The organism is Desulfovibrio sp. JC010 (assembly GCF_010470675.1).
In the GTDB taxonomy this organism is placed as follows: domain Bacteria; phylum Desulfobacterota; class Desulfovibrionia; order Desulfovibrionales; family Desulfovibrionaceae; genus Maridesulfovibrio.
Window position 1 is genome coordinate 114,760 of the sequence record NZ_VOIQ01000001.1, and the last position, 15,426, is coordinate 130,185.

Below are 15,426 nucleotides of genomic sequence, written 5' to 3' on the forward strand. Positions count from 1 at the left end.
TCTTCTTCAAGTCCATCAAATCTGGTACTTATCCAGAAAGCGTCGTTCGTCATCGGCCGCACCGATAACAAGCAGCGATGCCCCCTTGTCCAGCGGAAGCATCGGATCCGGGTTGATTTCCATATCATCACCACGAGAGACCGCTATAATGCTGCATCCGGTTTCGTCACGAATATTGCTCTCCATAAGTGTTTTACCGGCAAGTGAGCGACCTACCTCGACCCGGAAGATGTTCAGACCTTCGGTCAGGGTCATCACCTTGCCCGGGCTTAACAGATTGATAATCGTATTGGCCGCCATGGAGGCGTAGGACATGACCAGATCGGCACCGGCCTTGTGCAGGACCGTGACATTCCTGTCGAACGTTGCCCGGCTGATAATCTGAATATCCGGTCTGAGTCGTCTGCAGTAAATCGTCAGGTAGATATTCAGGTCATCGGTATGTGTAGTAACGAACACCGAGGGCGCGCTATCAATACCTGCAGCCTTCAGCACATCGATATCAGAAGCACTGCCATGAATGTAATGCCCGTCGTCACCGATGAGATTGGGATTCTTTTCCACTATCTTGTAGTCGACACCTCGTTCCCTGAGTAATTTTGCTGCAGACTGCCCCACTCGCCCACCGCCAAGGATAAGCACCGGAGCCTCCATGGAAGGAGCTTCGCCGACAAAGTCGTCAAAAGCTTTCAGCTGATCCTCAGAACCGGCAAGAATCATAGCCATTTTTGAAGTGATAACAGTATCCGGGCGGGCAGAGACCAACCGACCCTGCTCCCAGAGACCAACTATGTTCATACCGGTGGCATCGCGCACCCCGCTATCTTTGACAGTTCTCCCCACAAGCAATGTGTCCGAGACCGGGGCCTCGGCAATATTGAGTGTGTTGATGTTACCTATGATGTTGCTCCGGGTACCGGTTCCAAGGGTGCGCCGTGCGAGATTTTCCCCGAGCATGTCCATGAACTGGAACACATGACTTGAGCCTGCCAGCTCCAGAATATCCACCGACTCTTCGGAGTCGGCATTGGCCACCACCGGCACATCCGGTGCCACTTCACGAATGGTGAAGGCCGCATTGGTATTTTTCATATCATCGCTCAGCAACACCACCATGGCCGCCTTATCGGTACGCAAAAGCTGGAAGGTATGCGGATTGTCAGATTCGCCCACCACGGCATTGTACCCCTGATCCACCAGATCTAAGGCATGGTTCACCTCGTTGGCCAGAATGCAATACTTATAGTTGAATTGTCTGACACGCGAAGCCAGACTCAGGGCGACCTGATCGGAACCAATGATGATCAGGTGGTCGGATGTTTCCTCAGGTAATTCCCGGGCAGCCCTCGACTTGGTCTGCGCTTCGAGAAACGGCGCGTAAAAAAACTGAATAAACGTAAAGGGCAACATGACCAACAGAAAAACGATACCCGACATAAGGACGCACAAAGAGAACACCTTTCCGAGATCTGACGTAAAGGTGATATCGCCGAAACCAAGGGTGGACATGACTGTCAAGGTCCAATAAAAACCTGTAACCCATGAATAATGTTGCCCTTCCATTTCCATGAGTACGTGAAATAAAACACTGTAGACAACAATAAAAAAACACAAAAACAGGATAAATCTTATAAGGGAGTGCAGGTTGCGTTGTGCGCGACGGTCCTGAAAGAAGTACAGCAGTTGTGAAGGAATGAATTTCATTATTCAAACTCGTCTTAGTTTAGGTTCATCCGGCTCAAGCGTACCTTTGACAAAATATTTACGGATACATCCGGGCAGCATGCAAAATTCTCAAAATAGTAATCTGAACAGAATCTTCGGAATAAACCACGATATAATTGGAAGACAGAACCATCTCACGTGTCCCGGAAACCCGGCCAACCTTGTACGCTTTCGGAAAATTGACCAGCCCGTCAATTCTTGATTCCAATTCATCTTTCATCTTCCGCGCAGCGTCTGGATTATCTTCACCGATAAATCCCAGTATGGATAAAAAATCTACTCTGGCGTCCTCTTTCCAGTGGATCTGCAACATCCTATTTGTCCTTACTCAACAACGATAACAACTCTTCAGCCTCGTCCATAACCTGATTGTGTTCTGAGGTGGGCCTCTCATCTTTCAGGGCAGCATGGACCTTGGCCTTAAACCAGCGGTCATGCTCTTTCTCTGTGCAGGTGAGTCCCGCAGGCAATCCGCCCTCTCTCGCTATTCTGGTCAATAATATTCTTACAGCATCGGACAGACTAAGCCCGACTCCTGACAAAGCTTCTGCTGCCTCTGCTTTTACTGCGGGGTCAACCCGGACATGAAGCATGGATGATTTTGGTGGCATAATTTTATCCTCCTGAAAGGAGTGTATCTCATTTGAGACACAAGCACAACTCTGAGGGTAAGCTTCGTCAGACTATAGACATAAGAAAAGACCCCAACTTATCAGTCAGGGCCTTACTTATATTCTGGCGGAGAGGGAGGGATTCGAACCCCCGGAGGGCTCGCACCCTCAATAGTTTTCAAGACTACCGCGTTCAACCGGACTCTGCCACCTCTCCAAAACGTGAGACAAGAATTTTCCCGAACTCGCCTCTAATGTCAACCTTTTTTTAAATATAACTTCTGCACGGTGTTACAAAAAAACACCCTTCTCTTTCAATTCCTCGCCGTAAGCCATGAGTTCTGCCTTTGAGCGCAGGCCGAGCTTCTTCATCAGGTTGGAACGGTGCTTCTCTACGGTCTTGATGCTGATCACCAACAGATCGGCTATTTCCCGATTTTTATACCCGGCAAGGACCTGCTTTAAAATTTCACGCTCGCGGTCAGTGAGAGAATCGAGACTGTCGCTGCTCCTGCTGCGTTCCTTTTGCAGAAAACCTTTGGCTACTTCTGCGGAAATATCCGGCGCGAGGTAAACTTTACCTTCCATGACCGTCTCAATGGCCATGACCAGCTCTTTGCTGGATGAAGTTTTAAGCACATACCCGCTGGCCCCGGCATCGAGAGCGGAAAAGATATGGTCCGGCTCCACGTGTGCGGTCAAAGCCAGAAATTTTGTTCGACCTTCCCCGGAGAGTTCCTGAATGGCCTGCACTCCGCTCTTAACGGGCATGGAAAGATCCATAAGCGCAACATCAGGATTGAGCCGCCTGCAAAGACGTACCGCCTCCTCTCCATTCTCAGCCATACCGAGCACACTTATTCCGGGCTGAGACTTGAGGATTGTCTTCAGCCCCTCCCTGACCAGAGCATGGTCATCAGCAATAACGACTTTAACCAGATTTAGCATTAAGCACCTGAATAGCAGATAAAAGAATTCCAATTGAGACAATAGATACTAATTCTTAGCAGCAAAGCAGCATATATTGCAACAACTCTTAGAGAGTCTTCGCGACGATTAATCCCTTATGCAAACAAAAAGGCAGCCGGATTTCTCCAGCTGCCTTCTGACTTTCATGTGGCGGAGAGGGAGGGATTTGAACCCTCGATAGAGTTTTAAGCCCTATACTCGCTTAGCAGGCGAGCGCCTTCAGCCGTGCTCGGCCACCTCTCCGTATATGTGGTGAAGAAGCGTGATCCGCTTCACTCACTCAGGAAGCGTTGTAATATCTCCACACCCCCTGATTGTCAACTACATTTTTAAACTTTTCTACAATTATTTATGAACTATGTCTTCTTTAGCCCGGAATGTTGAGCGGAACACAATATTAAGCGGTGCATGCTTCACATTCAGGATTTTGCGCAGCCTGTTTTCCAAAAAACGATGGTACGTAGCCTTAATCAATTTTTCATCGTTGATGAAGAAAATAAAGGTCGGCGGCTCATCGTCAGCCTGAGTCATATACTTGAACTTGGCTCTTCTGCGCTTAACAACAGGAGGCTGATGCTTCTCAATAATTTCCTTCATGATGCGGTTCAGCTGCCCGGTGGAAATGCGCAGGGAGCATTCTTTTTTCAGCTTGCTGGCAAGGGGCAGAATCCCGCCCAGCCCGGACTTTGAAATGCAGGAAGTATAGACCACCGGCACATGGTGCGCCATACGCAAGGCCCTTTCGAATCCTTCGCGCAATGCGGCGCGTTCCTTCTTGGAAACAAGATCAATCTTATTTACAGTAATCATAAAAGGAACGGCTTCACGCAACAGGTATTCCAGTAAACGCTTATCCTGCTTGGTGATTCCGGCCAGCGCATCCACGACCATTACAGTGATATCAGCCTTTGTGCTGCTCTTAAGAGCGCGCACTACACTGAACCGCTCAATGGTATCGGTGATGTTGGTCCGGCGGCGCACCCCGGCGGTATCGACAAAGGTGTAAGTTTTTCCACCGCTTTCAAAGGTAACGTCCACGCTATCGCGAGTAGTTCCGGCTATATCGCTGACGATAACCCGCTCTTCCCCGGTCAAAGCGTTGACCATGGAAGATTTACCCGCATTGGGACGGCCGAGCATGGCGATCTTGAGACCGAGGGCCTCCTCGTCTTCTTCCTCATATTCGATGCCGGTGGCAAGGGCCATATCAGCAACCTTTTCACGCAGCTCAAGCAGGTTAAAGCCGTGCTCTGCGGAAACAGCCATCATCTCGAAACCAAGGGCATGAAAATCAGCAGTGGCAGTGGCTTCCAGCTCAGAACCGTCAACTTTGTTGACCAGCAGCAGGATAGGCTTGTTGCTCTGGCGGATGTATGCGGCCACCTGCTCATCAAGCTGGGTGATTCCGGCACGTCCGTCCACAACAAGTATAAGGGCCTGGGACTCTTCGATGGCTTCACGGGCCTGTTCGAAGATATCACCCTGAAATTCCTCTGAATCATTATCACTTTCCATGACCAGACCGCCGGTATCGATCAGGGCGTAATGAATGCCGTTGTAATGACCTTCGGCGTAAATACGGTCACGGGTAATACCGGGCATATCATGGGTGATAGCCCTTTTTTTTCTCAACAACCTGTTGAATAAGGTGGACTTTCCTACATTGGGACGTCCGATAAGTGCAATAGTTGGCAGCATCGCTGGCCTCCGAAATATGAGCATGCGTTCCCGGAAAATTCCTGTATCCGAGGAGAGCATTATATATCAAAAAAAGCGGGAAGACATCTGCTTCCCGCTATTAAAATCTCCTTAAAGGAGTTCTATGTCATAAGGTCTGTGAGCCTGTAAAGTAATTTATTACACTACCCGGCGAAGCCCTATTAAAAGATTTTGAAGAGTCCAGAGAAACTTTTTCAAAAGTTTCTTTGGCCGCCGGAGGCAAACTCAATTCACTCTTAGTGCGCGAAAGCGCATCAACTTATTCTTCCGCAAAAAGCTTCTTGATAGCCTCAGTGTAAGGAGGTCTCAGAACACCCTTTTCGGTGATGATCCCGGCAATGAGTTCGTTGGGAGTCGGGTCGAAGGCGAAGTTGAAAACTTCCACGCCTTCGGGGGTGATGCGATGATCTCCCACGTGGGTTACTTCGGTGGGAGTGCGGTCTTCAATGGGCACATCGTCACCGGTGGGTGTTTCGGGATCGATGGTGTAGACCGGAGCGGCAACGTAGAACGGAATGCCGAATTCGCGGGCCAGCAGGGCCACGCCGTAGGTTCCGATCTTGTTCACGGCATCACCGTTGGCGGTAACGCGGTCCGCGCCCACAACAACCTTCTGCACCAGACCTTTTTTCATCAGCAGTGCACAGGCGTTATCGCAGGCAACCTTTACCGGGATGCCGTCGCGATGCAGTTCGTATGCGGTGAGACGTGCGCCCTGAAGAAATGGACGGGTTTCGTTGGCAATAACGGAAACCTTCTTGCCCTGATCAACCGCGCCGCGCACAACACCCAGCGCGGTACCGTAACCAGCGGTAGCCAGTGCGCCTGCGTTGCAGTGGGTCATGATGGTGTCGCCGTCGTCCATGAGCGCGCCGCCGAACTTACCGATGTCTTCACACATACGGATGTCATCCACGTGGATTTCTTTCGCACGCTTGAGCCAGATGTCGCAGAGTTCATCAAGGGAAACATCGCCAGCTTCAGCCCAGATGCGTTTCATTTCGCGCACGGCCCAGCGCAGGTTCACTGCGGTAGGACGGGCATTTTCGATTTTATCAAGATTCTTTTCCAGATCGGCTTTCCAGTCCGCGCTGCCGGAAACTTCACGGCCTGCAAGGTAGCAGCCGTATGCAGCGGTTACGCCGATGGCCGGAGCACCGCGCACGACCATAACCACGAGAGCTTCACAAATATCTTCGGTGGTCTTGCAATCGAACCAGTCCTCGCGTGTGGGCAGGTAACGCTGGTCCAGCAGTACGAGGGCATCTTTTTCTGCGGAAAACTGAATATGTTCGGTCATTTTTTATCTCGCTTTGTTAATCTAGGAATTTATTTGAAGCGCTTCGCGCGATTTAGATAATCGCATTTCGCCTCCGGCGGCCAAAGGGGATAATCTCCTTTGGAATCCCTAATAGTTTAGGATAATTTCTGGGAAATCATCTTGCTGACCATGCCGGGGTTGGCTTTCCCCTTGGTCTCACGCATGATCTGGCCCATGAAGAAGCTCATCAGCTTTTTCTTGCCGCCCTTGAATGCTTCAACTTCATCGGGGTTGTCGGCCAGAACTTTGTCGACCACGGCTTCAAGTGAAGAGCTGTCGGAAATCTGAACCAGTCCCTTGTCCTTGACGTACTTTTCAGGATCAAGGCCTTCAGCAAAGATATCGGCAAAAATGTCCTTACCGATCTTGATGCTGATGGTATCCTTATCAACAAGCTGGATCAGCTTAGCCATCATTTCCGGTTTAAACTTGCACTCAGCCACTGTCATTTCAGACTGGTGAAGTTCACGTAAAAAGTCGCCTTTAATCCAGTTGACGACCTTCTTGGGATCGTTCTGAATTTCGAGAACGTCTTCAAAATAATCGGCAATATCTTTTTCAGAGCTGATCAGTTCAGCATCGTCTTCGCTAAGGCTCATATCATCAATGAAACGGGCTTTGCGCTCAGCGGGCAGTTCGGGCAGGGATGCCTGCCATTCGCCCATCCATTCGTCAGCAATTACCAGCGGGACAAGATCCGGGTCCGGATAGTAGCGGTAATCGTGGGCTTCTTCCTTGCCGCGCATGGAGTGGGTGGTACCCTTGTCCGCATCATAGAGGCGGGTCTCCTGCACCACTTTTTCGCCGTCTTCGATAAGGTCGATCTGACGGGCAACTTCGTAGCGGATGGCCTTGTGAATGTTGCGGAAGGAGTTGATGTTCTTCAGCTCCGCGCGGGTGCCGAATTCTTTCTGCCCAAACGGACGCACGGAAATGTTGGCGTCACAACGGAAAGAGCCTTCTTCAAGGTTGCCGTCGCAGATGCCGAGGTAAAGCAGGATAGAACGCAGGGCCTTGAGATAAGCAACAGCTTCATCCGCACTGCGCATGTCCGGCTCACTGACGATCTCGATGAGCGGCACGCCGGTACGGTTCAGGTCCACAAAGCTTGCGTTTTCCGCAGCGGAGTGGATATTTTTCCCGGCGTCTTCCTCCATATGAATACGGGTGATGCCGATACGTTTACTCTGCTTTTCGCCGTCAACATCTTCCCATGAAATATCAAGGTGGCCGTGCTCACAGATGGGCAGGTCAAACTGGGAAATCTGGTAACCCTTGGGCAGGTCGGGATAGAAGTAGTTTTTACGGGCGAAGATGGATTTCTGGTTCACGGTGCAATTGGTGGCCAGCCCCATTTTGGCGGCGTATTCCATAACCTTTTCATTGAGAACCGGAAGCACACCGGGCATGCCGGAGCAGACTTCACAAACGTTCTCGTTGGGGTCTTTGCCGAATTCAGTGGAACAACCGCAGAAAATTTTAGTCTTGGTCTTAAGCTGGGCGTGAACCTCAAGCCCGATTACTGTTTCAAACATAGTCATTATATATAAGCTCCTTATGCCTCCGGCGGCCCTGCCGGGGGCCTTAAACCCTTTTTGTAAAAAGGGTTTAAGAATCCCAAAAACTTTTATTAGGGCTTCGCCGGGGTTGGCGTTTAATTTTCTTTAAATACTGCTCTATCTGCGTAAGGCAGACTTACTTATCAATAAATATACTGGTACATGCGTCTTTAAATGATGCGCCGGGTATTTGAACTGGTTCCCGGTCCCGATATAGTAATCGAGGCGCGTTCCCTTGATTGCTTTCCCGGTATCCTGTGCCAGCCCGATGCCGTTTACCCGGCGGGAGGGCTTGCCTTTTTTCGGGTAGATATCCGTACGGAAACCGACGATGGAACCAAGCGGAATCAGCTTCGGGTCTGTGGCAAGGCTGACCATGGATTTTAAGGATTTGCCGATGGCAGCCTGCGGCTGTCCACGGGTTACCTTGAAAAATATGTAGCTTTCGTTCTTGGCCATCAGCTCCCACATCTGCTTGGGATGCTTGAGCAGCCATGCTTTTATTTTTTCACGGGAAAGCTGGCTTTTCTTGAGAACTCCGCTATGCAGCATGATACTGCCCAGTCCCTTGAAGGAGCGTCCGTTGCTGCCGCTGAAAACTGCGGTGCGCAGACGTCCGTCAGGCAGACGCAGCACTCCCCCGCCCTGTACGTGCATATAGAACAGGTCAACCGGGTCTTTAAGCCATGCCACTTCCAGCCCCCGCCCGGCGAGAACCTTCTTGACATCAATATCACGGCGGGAATGATACGGGAGTATCTTGCCGTTTTCAACCCGGTAAGCCTTGCGCAGCTGCTCCGACCACGGATGGGTCTGGCCCGGACGCGCTTTGCGTAGATCGGGCGGCAGCCTGTAGACCGGATATTTGTACGGTCCTTTTTTGGTCAGGCTGGCCTCGATAACAGGGGTGTAATACCCGGTCATCTCCGCGCCGGACTGGAGTTCATACCAGACAAAATACTTGCCAAGCAACTCCGGATTGCGGTCAAGTCTCGGCAGCAGTCTTTCAAGATCTTCCAGTGATTTACGCAACTGTCCCCATGTGAGACGGAGTTCTTTGCGCCTGAGCGCAAGACCGCCGGACGGATTACGCTGCACGTATTCAATGGATTTCCTGATCTGCAGACCGAGATCACGCCATGTGCGCATGCTCTGACTCTGTGCGGAAAGACGGCGTGCGGCAGTGGTTGAACTTTGTTCCGGTAATCTGGAATAGCGCACCGGGCCGGAAATAAACTTTCCGCTGGCCTTTTTGCTTTTCCAGACCTTGGTCTGAGTGCGCTGTTTAACAACCCGCTTCTTGGGCACAGTGCTGACCTTGGCCGCACAGCCGCAAAGCAGGATTGAAAACAGGCAGATAACCGCCAGTAATCTGATGGTGGAAATATTTTTTTTCATTATTTTTTTTAAGGCTCAATGACCACGTCGCTGAAACGCCCTACTCCGTACTCGCGTCTTCTGAGGAATTTATCCGGGCCGGGACCGATAATCTGCAGTTCACGATGGCGACGCTGCACGTCCTGGGCAATGTGCATTTCCTTGGTACAACCTGTGGAGTAGGTAGCATCCTTACCAGCCCAGACCGGGGGAACTTTTTCGCCCATTAATTCAAAACTGGCTTCAATATCGGCATAGGTCTGAAAACGCCAGATGGTAATAAACCCGCTGCGCTGTACCTTTTCCCACATGAACATGAGATCGTCAGCATCCATGCCTTCTTCAAAATGTTCCGCCGGGTTGATGATGTAGGTATCGGCCAGCCTGTCACGCAGATGGCCCACAAAAGTGTTGAGCACCTTGATGGCCGTATCCACCTGACCGGGAATACTTCCCACGATGGCACTGTAAAACATGACCGCCTTGCGTTCACTGCGGGCCTGCTGCATCTCGGCGATGATTTCATTGGCCTTGGCGGAAATCCCCGCTTCGGTGAACTTGCTGACCTTGGGCGACTTGGGTTTGAATTCAAGTTTAAACTCACCTTCAAGGTTACGGTAAAAACTGATGATGTCGCGGGTGAACAGGTTGCTGTTGCCGATAAGCCTGCGCCGATTGCCCCAGCCCTTAGCCAGAATAAGGTCCGACTCTTTCCAGGCCCGGGCAAAAGTCACACTGCAGCGGATCAGGTTCAACCGCTCCCTTGTACCGTCGGAAATTACGACAAAAGGATTCTCCCGCAGGTTGGCAAGCAGATCATTTTTGGAAATACGTTCTTCAGAAATAAACAGCGCGTCCTTGAGGGCCTCGGCCAGCAGATGGTTATTTTCCCGGTCCCAGAAGGTCGGTGAATCAAACCAGAAACCTTCCTTCAAGGCGAGGACAACACTGTGTCCCTGCCGCAGCAGGGATTTGATCATCAAAAGATCGGCCATCAGCCCCCCGGTTTCATCCGGGATGAACAGGATTTTCAACCCACCGCCATTGCCATGAAAAACATCGCGTACGGCCCTGAAATCAACCTCATCGCGTCCATACATCTTTGAATAAAGCTTGTAATCCTCGCTGAACAGGGCCTGACTCCACTGATCGGGCAGACTGGAAAGGCGAAAGATGCGCTCCAGCTCAATCATATCCAATTCAAAACGCATGTCCGCAAGATTTTCACAATCCGGCACCGGATAAGGGCAGGACTCCATGGCCTGCTTGAAGAAATCACTTTCCACGTAAGCCTTGCCCCTGCTGAAAAGAAGTTCCTTGCGATTGCGATAGGGGTCATCCAGACCGCTGCGGGAAAGAAATATGGTGATCATGTTCTTAAGCAGACGCAAAGGAATCATGATGGAAGAATCAAGGGCCTGCTTGAATTTGTGGCGGCAGAGATTAAGAATCAGCCTGCGCTGGTAGCGGTCGGAAACGTGGTTCTTGACCAGCTTGACCAAAGCCCGCCAGACAAAAACATAAACATCCAGCAGGTCCTGCTCCAGTCCCGGAGTAACCAGCCTGTTGAACTGCCAATCCGAACAAGGCGCGAAAACCTGATTCTCATCCAGCGCAACCATAAACCGCAACTGCTCAGGCGATGCATTCTTGACCGGATCGATAATGGATTCCAGATGATTGGCTGTCATGAAATGAAGAAGCCAGGCGTCAAAAACCGGGTCTTCACCGTACTTGAGATCTTTAATGGATGTAAAATCAGGCAGGTTGCTCACTGGTGTGCTACTCCGTAAGGAAGCCCTTGCTTCTTAATTTTTCAAAAAAAGTATTGCTGCGGATGCGGGCCAGCATAAGATCATTTTTATGACGGGAAATAACAACGCGGTAGCCTTCACTCAAAGGATAGGGAACCCGCCCGTCTTCGGTGAGATACACATCCCCTGAAGCCTCGCCGACGTCGATGGTCAGCGGAGTGTCCACAGGCAGGACCATGGGCCGGATACCATTAAGAAAGGGACAGACCGGGGTCAAACACATTGCTGCGAGCTCGGGATGCACCAGCGGACCTCCGGCAGAAACATTATAGGCCGTGGATCCGGTCGGGGTGGAAACAATCAGCCCGTCCGCGCGCAGATTTTTTATCCACTGGCCTTTCTGGCCGATATCAAGGGAAATAATTCTGGCCACGGCACCACGGGAAATAACCAGATCGTTAATGGCAACACCTCGGGCAACAATGCCGTTTCCGCGCTGCACTTCGTAATCGAAAGCGGTTCTGGGGGAAATATCAAGTTCATTGCTGAAAAAATTCTCCAGCGCGGTTTCCCAGTCCTCAGGAAGAACTTCTGCCAGAAAGCCCACCCGGCCATGGTTGATACCCAGCACCGGAACTTTCCAGTCAATGACGTTTCCGGCAACACTGATAAATGTTCCGTCCCCGCCGAGAACAAGCACCAGCATGGTGTTTTCCCGGTAGGCGGCTACATTTATGCGTGCCGGGGGACAGGGGTGCTCCACAATATCCGAATCCACACCACGCAGGCTGAGCCAGCGTGCGATATCGCCGCCCAGATCTGCTGCGGTTCCCCCGCCGGACTTGGTAACAATTAAAACAGAACCTTGACTATCTGACATAGATAACTCTCCTATTAGAAAGAAGCCCAAGATTCAACTGTTTGCTGCCTTAAAAAAAAGAATAAAAAATAATCTGACGCCACTATACTTTTTTTGGGACAAATTTTAAGCTTATTTTTCCAGCCAGCCGTAAACATCTGTAAAAAATATAAAATATTTTCTCATCTTCTTCTCTTTTTATCCTAAAGAATATATTGAAAGCTGCCGATACAGGGTATGAGGAGGATTATGTACCGTGGCTCACAACCCTGCTGAAATACGAAATATGCTGCAGACTTACGGAAAGCAGCTGACCAGTGCCAAGCGACTGGCCCGATTCAGGCGTGCCCTGAAAAGGTCCGAGTCTCCTGACACGGTCACTATTTCACGGCAGGCAAGGCGTCGCGAGCTTGTGGAAAAAGTTTCCCGGGAAATTATCGAAAATCTCATCGTCTCGGGTAATGAAAATCCGGTAGTGTCCGATATATTAGAACAGCTGGAACTTGATTTCGGTGACCGCTTTGTTTTCGAGTACCCTCTCGACGGCAGCGATGTGCAAGTTCTAAAAGAAACCCCGGAAGGTGTTTTTGACCTGCCGCGCGACGAAAAAGCGCAGGTCATGAACCGTCTTTGGGAAATCACACTGGACAAGGTAGACCGGACCATGCTCTGATGCGTGCTGATCCATATAAACCTCAGATTATTGTAAATTGGTAACCCCGGAGGGGATTATGAAGATTAACCAGTATAGCCAGACCCCTCTCAAGGCCTACTCTGAAAACCGGGTGAAGGACGCTGCCGACAAGGCCCAGAGCCAGCAGAACACTTCAGCCCCCAGCCGGGACTCTGTAAATGTTTCGTCCCAGGCAAAGCTTCTCGGAACCGCACGGCAGACCGCCACCGAGAGCCCGGACACCAGAGAACAAAAGGTAAGAGAGCTTAGGGAACAGGTGCGTTCAGGTACTTACAAGCCGGATATTCGTAAGACGGCTATGAATCTTGTACGCGATGAAGTTGATTTTTTACGCTGAACATAACGTAAAAAAAACGGTGAAACCCGGTTAAGGATTCCACCGCCTGCCAAGCTGAAATATATGGGAGTTTTCCCGCACTGCTGACCCGGCAACGCTTCCACAAGGAAGATTAATCGTTGGCCGGGCGGAAGTGTGTCGGATATTTGGAGTCTACCTGCGGCACCTGCATACCGCGCCTTGCCTCGGAGTTGATGATGATGGGACCACCAAGGTTCAGGGTGGTCTCATTCGGTCTTCCCGGGGGAATTGTCACCGTAACCAGCACAGCCATCTGGCGGACATTTTCCACCCTCAGAATTCTCTTCTCAGCTTCACTAAGACGGACTTCGTAGTCATCCATAAAGCTGTACGGATCAGCCACCAGCAGACCGAGACCTGGGTCTTCGACACTCTGCAGCAGGAGAAACGGAGAAGCATCGCTAAGTTGAATCAAAGCGAATTCCCTTTTATCGTCAAAGCCGATCAAACCACGGGAGAAGTAGATGATACCTTCTTCGGTAATCTCTCTTTCCCCGATACGGGTCCTGATTATTTTTTTTCTTTCTTTTGCCATAACTCGGTCGCAGCAAGAAGGTCCTGCTCTGTGTTTTCAAGCGCCAAACGGTTCTGTTCTTTAATCTTGAGGTAAACCTCTTCCCTGTAGACAGTAGTCTCAGCCGGTATTTCAAGGCCCAGCTTAACTTGGCGGCCTTGCACACTTAATACCGTGATCTTTATGTTGTCATCCAGGTATAGGGCTTCCCCCGGTCTCCGGGTCAAAATAAGCATATCAATATGTGTGTAAATAATCCTTTTGGATCGTTTCTGCTTTGTTTAAAAACACACCCCACTGTGGAGCGAATTTTCAGCACTGAGATTGTCTTAGCTCAAGAAAGCCCATACGGGCAAGCACAACTATCTACATTTAATAAAATTATACATAATTAAGCAGATTCATCTTCATGATCATGGATGAACTCTTCAGCACGGCCTCGTAAACGATCTGCTGCTGGGAGAGCTTGGTCATGAGTTCTCCGACATCCACGTCTTCAATATGCGAGATACGGTCCTTCTCGTTCAGTTCAAGACTGGAAAGAACCCTGTCCGCCACAGCAAGCCTGTTTTCCCTGCCGCCCACATCGGCAGCCTTGGTCAGCACGTGCTTCTGCGAAGCATTCAGATCATCAAGACACTGCTGGACACCAGTCTGATTGTTGGTCTCCAGAAAAGCCACGAGATTACCCATGGTTTCAAACATGTTCTGGGTAACGCCGCTACTGCCGTCCATGAGCATACTATTACCGTTAAAAACTACACTGGCCGCGCTATCACCGGGCCTCTGGTAAACACCGCCGAAAAGATCCTTACCTATATCATTTATACGTACAAATTCATTTTCCTGAATCTGAACATCAATGGCCGCAGTATCGGGATGAATCAGAAACTGGTCGCCGACAGCCAGCACACCGCCGTTATCATCCAGCGTAAAGGTTCCATCGGGAAGGGCGAGCACTGCGGAGGAACCTGCAGCACCTGCTGGCTTCACATTACCTTCATTCCAGGTCACTCCACCGTCAGAACTGTAGGAATAAGTGATTTCATCATCCACGTCACCGGTAGTGGCATCAATCCTGACCACCACATCCTCGGTAAAGGCACCGGCGGCAGAAACATCAGCTGTGGGGAAAGCACCACTCATGCGGACAACATTGATCTCGTCCGCATCATCTCCGACATATTCGGCAGTGGGCCTTACCCACAGCCATGTACCGGAAGTGTCGTTGGTATTGTTGGGGTCATTGCCGACCACAGGAATATTGACCGCAGGAGTACCGAGATCAAAATCCAGAGTCACCCCGTCCAAATCCAGTGTGGTAGCACTGGCAGCAAGGGTCTTGGTAGTGAAGGTATTCCCGCCGTCCTTGGAGTAGCGGTACTGGATAGGATCAGCATCCCCAATGTCATCGGTATCGAGAAACTGTACCAAGATAGTTTTTTCTGAACTGCCGGCAATGGTAAAATCACGAGAAGAGACATTGGAATCGTTGGTGGTCATCCAAAGCTTTTCAACAAAGGCGTTATCTTCCACCTTGTGACCGGCGTAGATGCTCTTGCCTTCGTATTCTGTATTGGCAAGGGAGACCATCTGTTCGAAAAGCTGGCGGGCTTCATAACTGATCTGCTCCCTGTTGTCAGCACTCAAAGTTCCGGACGCCCCCTGCTCGGCCAGTTCCTTGGCACGGGTCAGGATGGTGGAAACCTGAGTCAGGGTGGTGTCGGAAAGCGAGAGCCAGCCCTTGGCTGTATCAATGTTATCCCGGTACTGCTGCACAGTGGCGAGAGTTTCACGGTGATCCAGAATACGGGCCATGCCAACAGGATCATCGGAAGGCTTGTTCACCTTCTTCTGAGTCTGCGCCTGAATATTGGTCTCCACCAGATCGGTAAGAGACGTATTCATATTGGACACGTATGTGTTAAAAAGCATTTGCTGTGATACTCTCATAGCCCTTCTCCCT

Annotated in this window: 15 protein-coding genes and 2 tRNA genes; 2 read left to right on the forward strand and 15 right to left on the reverse strand. The window is 50.5% G+C overall.

What is annotated here, in order from left to right:
- Window positions 1–15 precede the first annotated feature (15 nt).
- The 12 genes from FMR86_RS00550 to FMR86_RS00605 form a co-directional block, all read right to left on the reverse strand.
- Window positions 16–1,704, reverse strand: coding sequence for a TrkA family potassium uptake protein (locus FMR86_RS00550; protein ID WP_163349124.1), 1,689 nt, complete (start codon window positions 1,702–1,704; stop codon window positions 16–18).
- Window positions 1,705–1,762: 58 nt separating this feature from the next.
- Window positions 1,763–2,038: a type II toxin-antitoxin system RelE/ParE family toxin gene (locus tag FMR86_RS00555; RefSeq protein ID WP_163349125.1), complete on the reverse strand. Its 276-nt coding sequence runs from the start codon at window positions 2,036–2,038 to the stop codon at window positions 1,763–1,765.
- A gap of 1 nt (window position 2,039) precedes the next feature.
- Window positions 2,040–2,336 (reverse strand): type II toxin-antitoxin system RelB/DinJ family antitoxin, encoded by a 297-nt coding sequence (locus tag FMR86_RS00560; protein WP_163349126.1) that lies wholly within the window; start codon window positions 2,334–2,336, stop codon window positions 2,040–2,042.
- 125 nt (window positions 2,337–2,461) lie between these two features.
- Window positions 2,462–2,553, reverse strand: a tRNA-Ser gene (locus FMR86_RS00565).
- Window positions 2,554–2,627: 74 nt separating this feature from the next.
- On the reverse strand, window positions 2,628–3,284 hold the full coding sequence (locus FMR86_RS00570) for a response regulator transcription factor (RefSeq protein ID WP_163349127.1): 657 nt from the start codon (window positions 3,282–3,284) through the stop codon (window positions 2,628–2,630).
- A gap of 169 nt (window positions 3,285–3,453) precedes the next feature.
- Window positions 3,454–3,548: transfer RNA gene (locus FMR86_RS00575), tRNA-Ser, on the reverse strand.
- Between the two features lie 102 nt (window positions 3,549–3,650).
- Window positions 3,651–5,003: a ribosome biogenesis GTPase Der gene (der, locus tag FMR86_RS00580; RefSeq protein WP_163349128.1), complete on the reverse strand. Its 1,353-nt coding sequence runs from the start codon at window positions 5,001–5,003 to the stop codon at window positions 3,651–3,653.
- 280 nt (window positions 5,004–5,283) lie between these two features.
- Window positions 5,284–6,324, reverse strand: a complete 1,041-nt coding sequence (mtnA, locus tag FMR86_RS00585; protein ID WP_163349129.1) for an S-methyl-5-thioribose-1-phosphate isomerase — start codon at window positions 6,322–6,324, stop codon at window positions 5,284–5,286.
- 116 nt (window positions 6,325–6,440) lie between these two features.
- Complete coding sequence (gatB, locus tag FMR86_RS00590) at window positions 6,441–7,886, reverse strand: Asp-tRNA(Asn)/Glu-tRNA(Gln) amidotransferase subunit GatB (protein ID WP_163349130.1); 1,446 nt, start codon at window positions 7,884–7,886, stop codon at window positions 6,441–6,443.
- A 135-nt stretch (window positions 7,887–8,021) separates the two neighbouring features.
- Entirely contained in the window at window positions 8,022–9,302 is a 1,281-nt protein-coding gene (locus FMR86_RS00595; protein WP_163349131.1) for an MltA domain-containing protein, read from the reverse strand.
- A gap of 8 nt (window positions 9,303–9,310) precedes the next feature.
- Window positions 9,311–11,056, reverse strand: coding sequence for an ARMT1-like domain-containing protein (locus tag FMR86_RS00600; protein WP_163349132.1), 1,746 nt, complete (start codon window positions 11,054–11,056; stop codon window positions 9,311–9,313).
- Window positions 11,057–11,063: 7 nt separating this feature from the next.
- Window positions 11,064–11,915, reverse strand: a complete 852-nt coding sequence (locus tag FMR86_RS00605; RefSeq protein WP_163349133.1) for an NAD(+)/NADH kinase — start codon at window positions 11,913–11,915, stop codon at window positions 11,064–11,066.
- 235 nt (window positions 11,916–12,150) lie between these two features.
- Here FMR86_RS00605 and FMR86_RS00610 point away from each other — a divergent pair, with 235 nt between their 5' ends.
- Together FMR86_RS00610 and flgM are read left to right on the forward strand one after the other, a co-directional pair.
- Window positions 12,151–12,567 (forward strand): DVU0524 family FlgM-associated protein, encoded by a 417-nt coding sequence (locus tag FMR86_RS00610; RefSeq protein WP_163349134.1) that lies wholly within the window; start codon window positions 12,151–12,153, stop codon window positions 12,565–12,567.
- Window positions 12,568–12,625: 58 nt separating this feature from the next.
- A complete protein-coding gene (gene flgM / locus FMR86_RS00615; RefSeq protein WP_163349135.1) occupies window positions 12,626–12,925 on the forward strand; it encodes a flagellar biosynthesis anti-sigma factor FlgM in 300 nt (99 codons plus the stop codon).
- A gap of 112 nt (window positions 12,926–13,037) precedes the next feature.
- Here the strand turns inward: flgM and fliW are convergent, their stop codons facing one another.
- From fliW to flgL, 3 genes are all read right to left on the reverse strand, one after another.
- The gene (gene fliW / locus FMR86_RS00620) at window positions 13,038–13,481 is read right to left on the reverse strand and encodes a flagellar assembly protein FliW (protein ID WP_163349136.1); all 444 of its coding nucleotides are present in this window, start codon (window positions 13,479–13,481) and stop codon (window positions 13,038–13,040) included.
- The gene (csrA, locus tag FMR86_RS00625; protein ID WP_015850902.1) at window positions 13,457–13,696 is read right to left on the reverse strand and encodes a carbon storage regulator CsrA; all 240 of its coding nucleotides are present in this window, start codon (window positions 13,694–13,696) and stop codon (window positions 13,457–13,459) included. Before csrA ends, fliW begins: the two co-directional genes overlap by 25 nt.
- A 145-nt stretch (window positions 13,697–13,841) precedes the next feature.
- Window positions 13,842–15,413, reverse strand: coding sequence for a flagellar hook-associated protein FlgL (flgL, locus tag FMR86_RS00630; RefSeq protein WP_163349137.1), 1,572 nt, complete (start codon window positions 15,411–15,413; stop codon window positions 13,842–13,844).
- Between the last annotated feature and the right edge of the window lie 13 nt (window positions 15,414–15,426).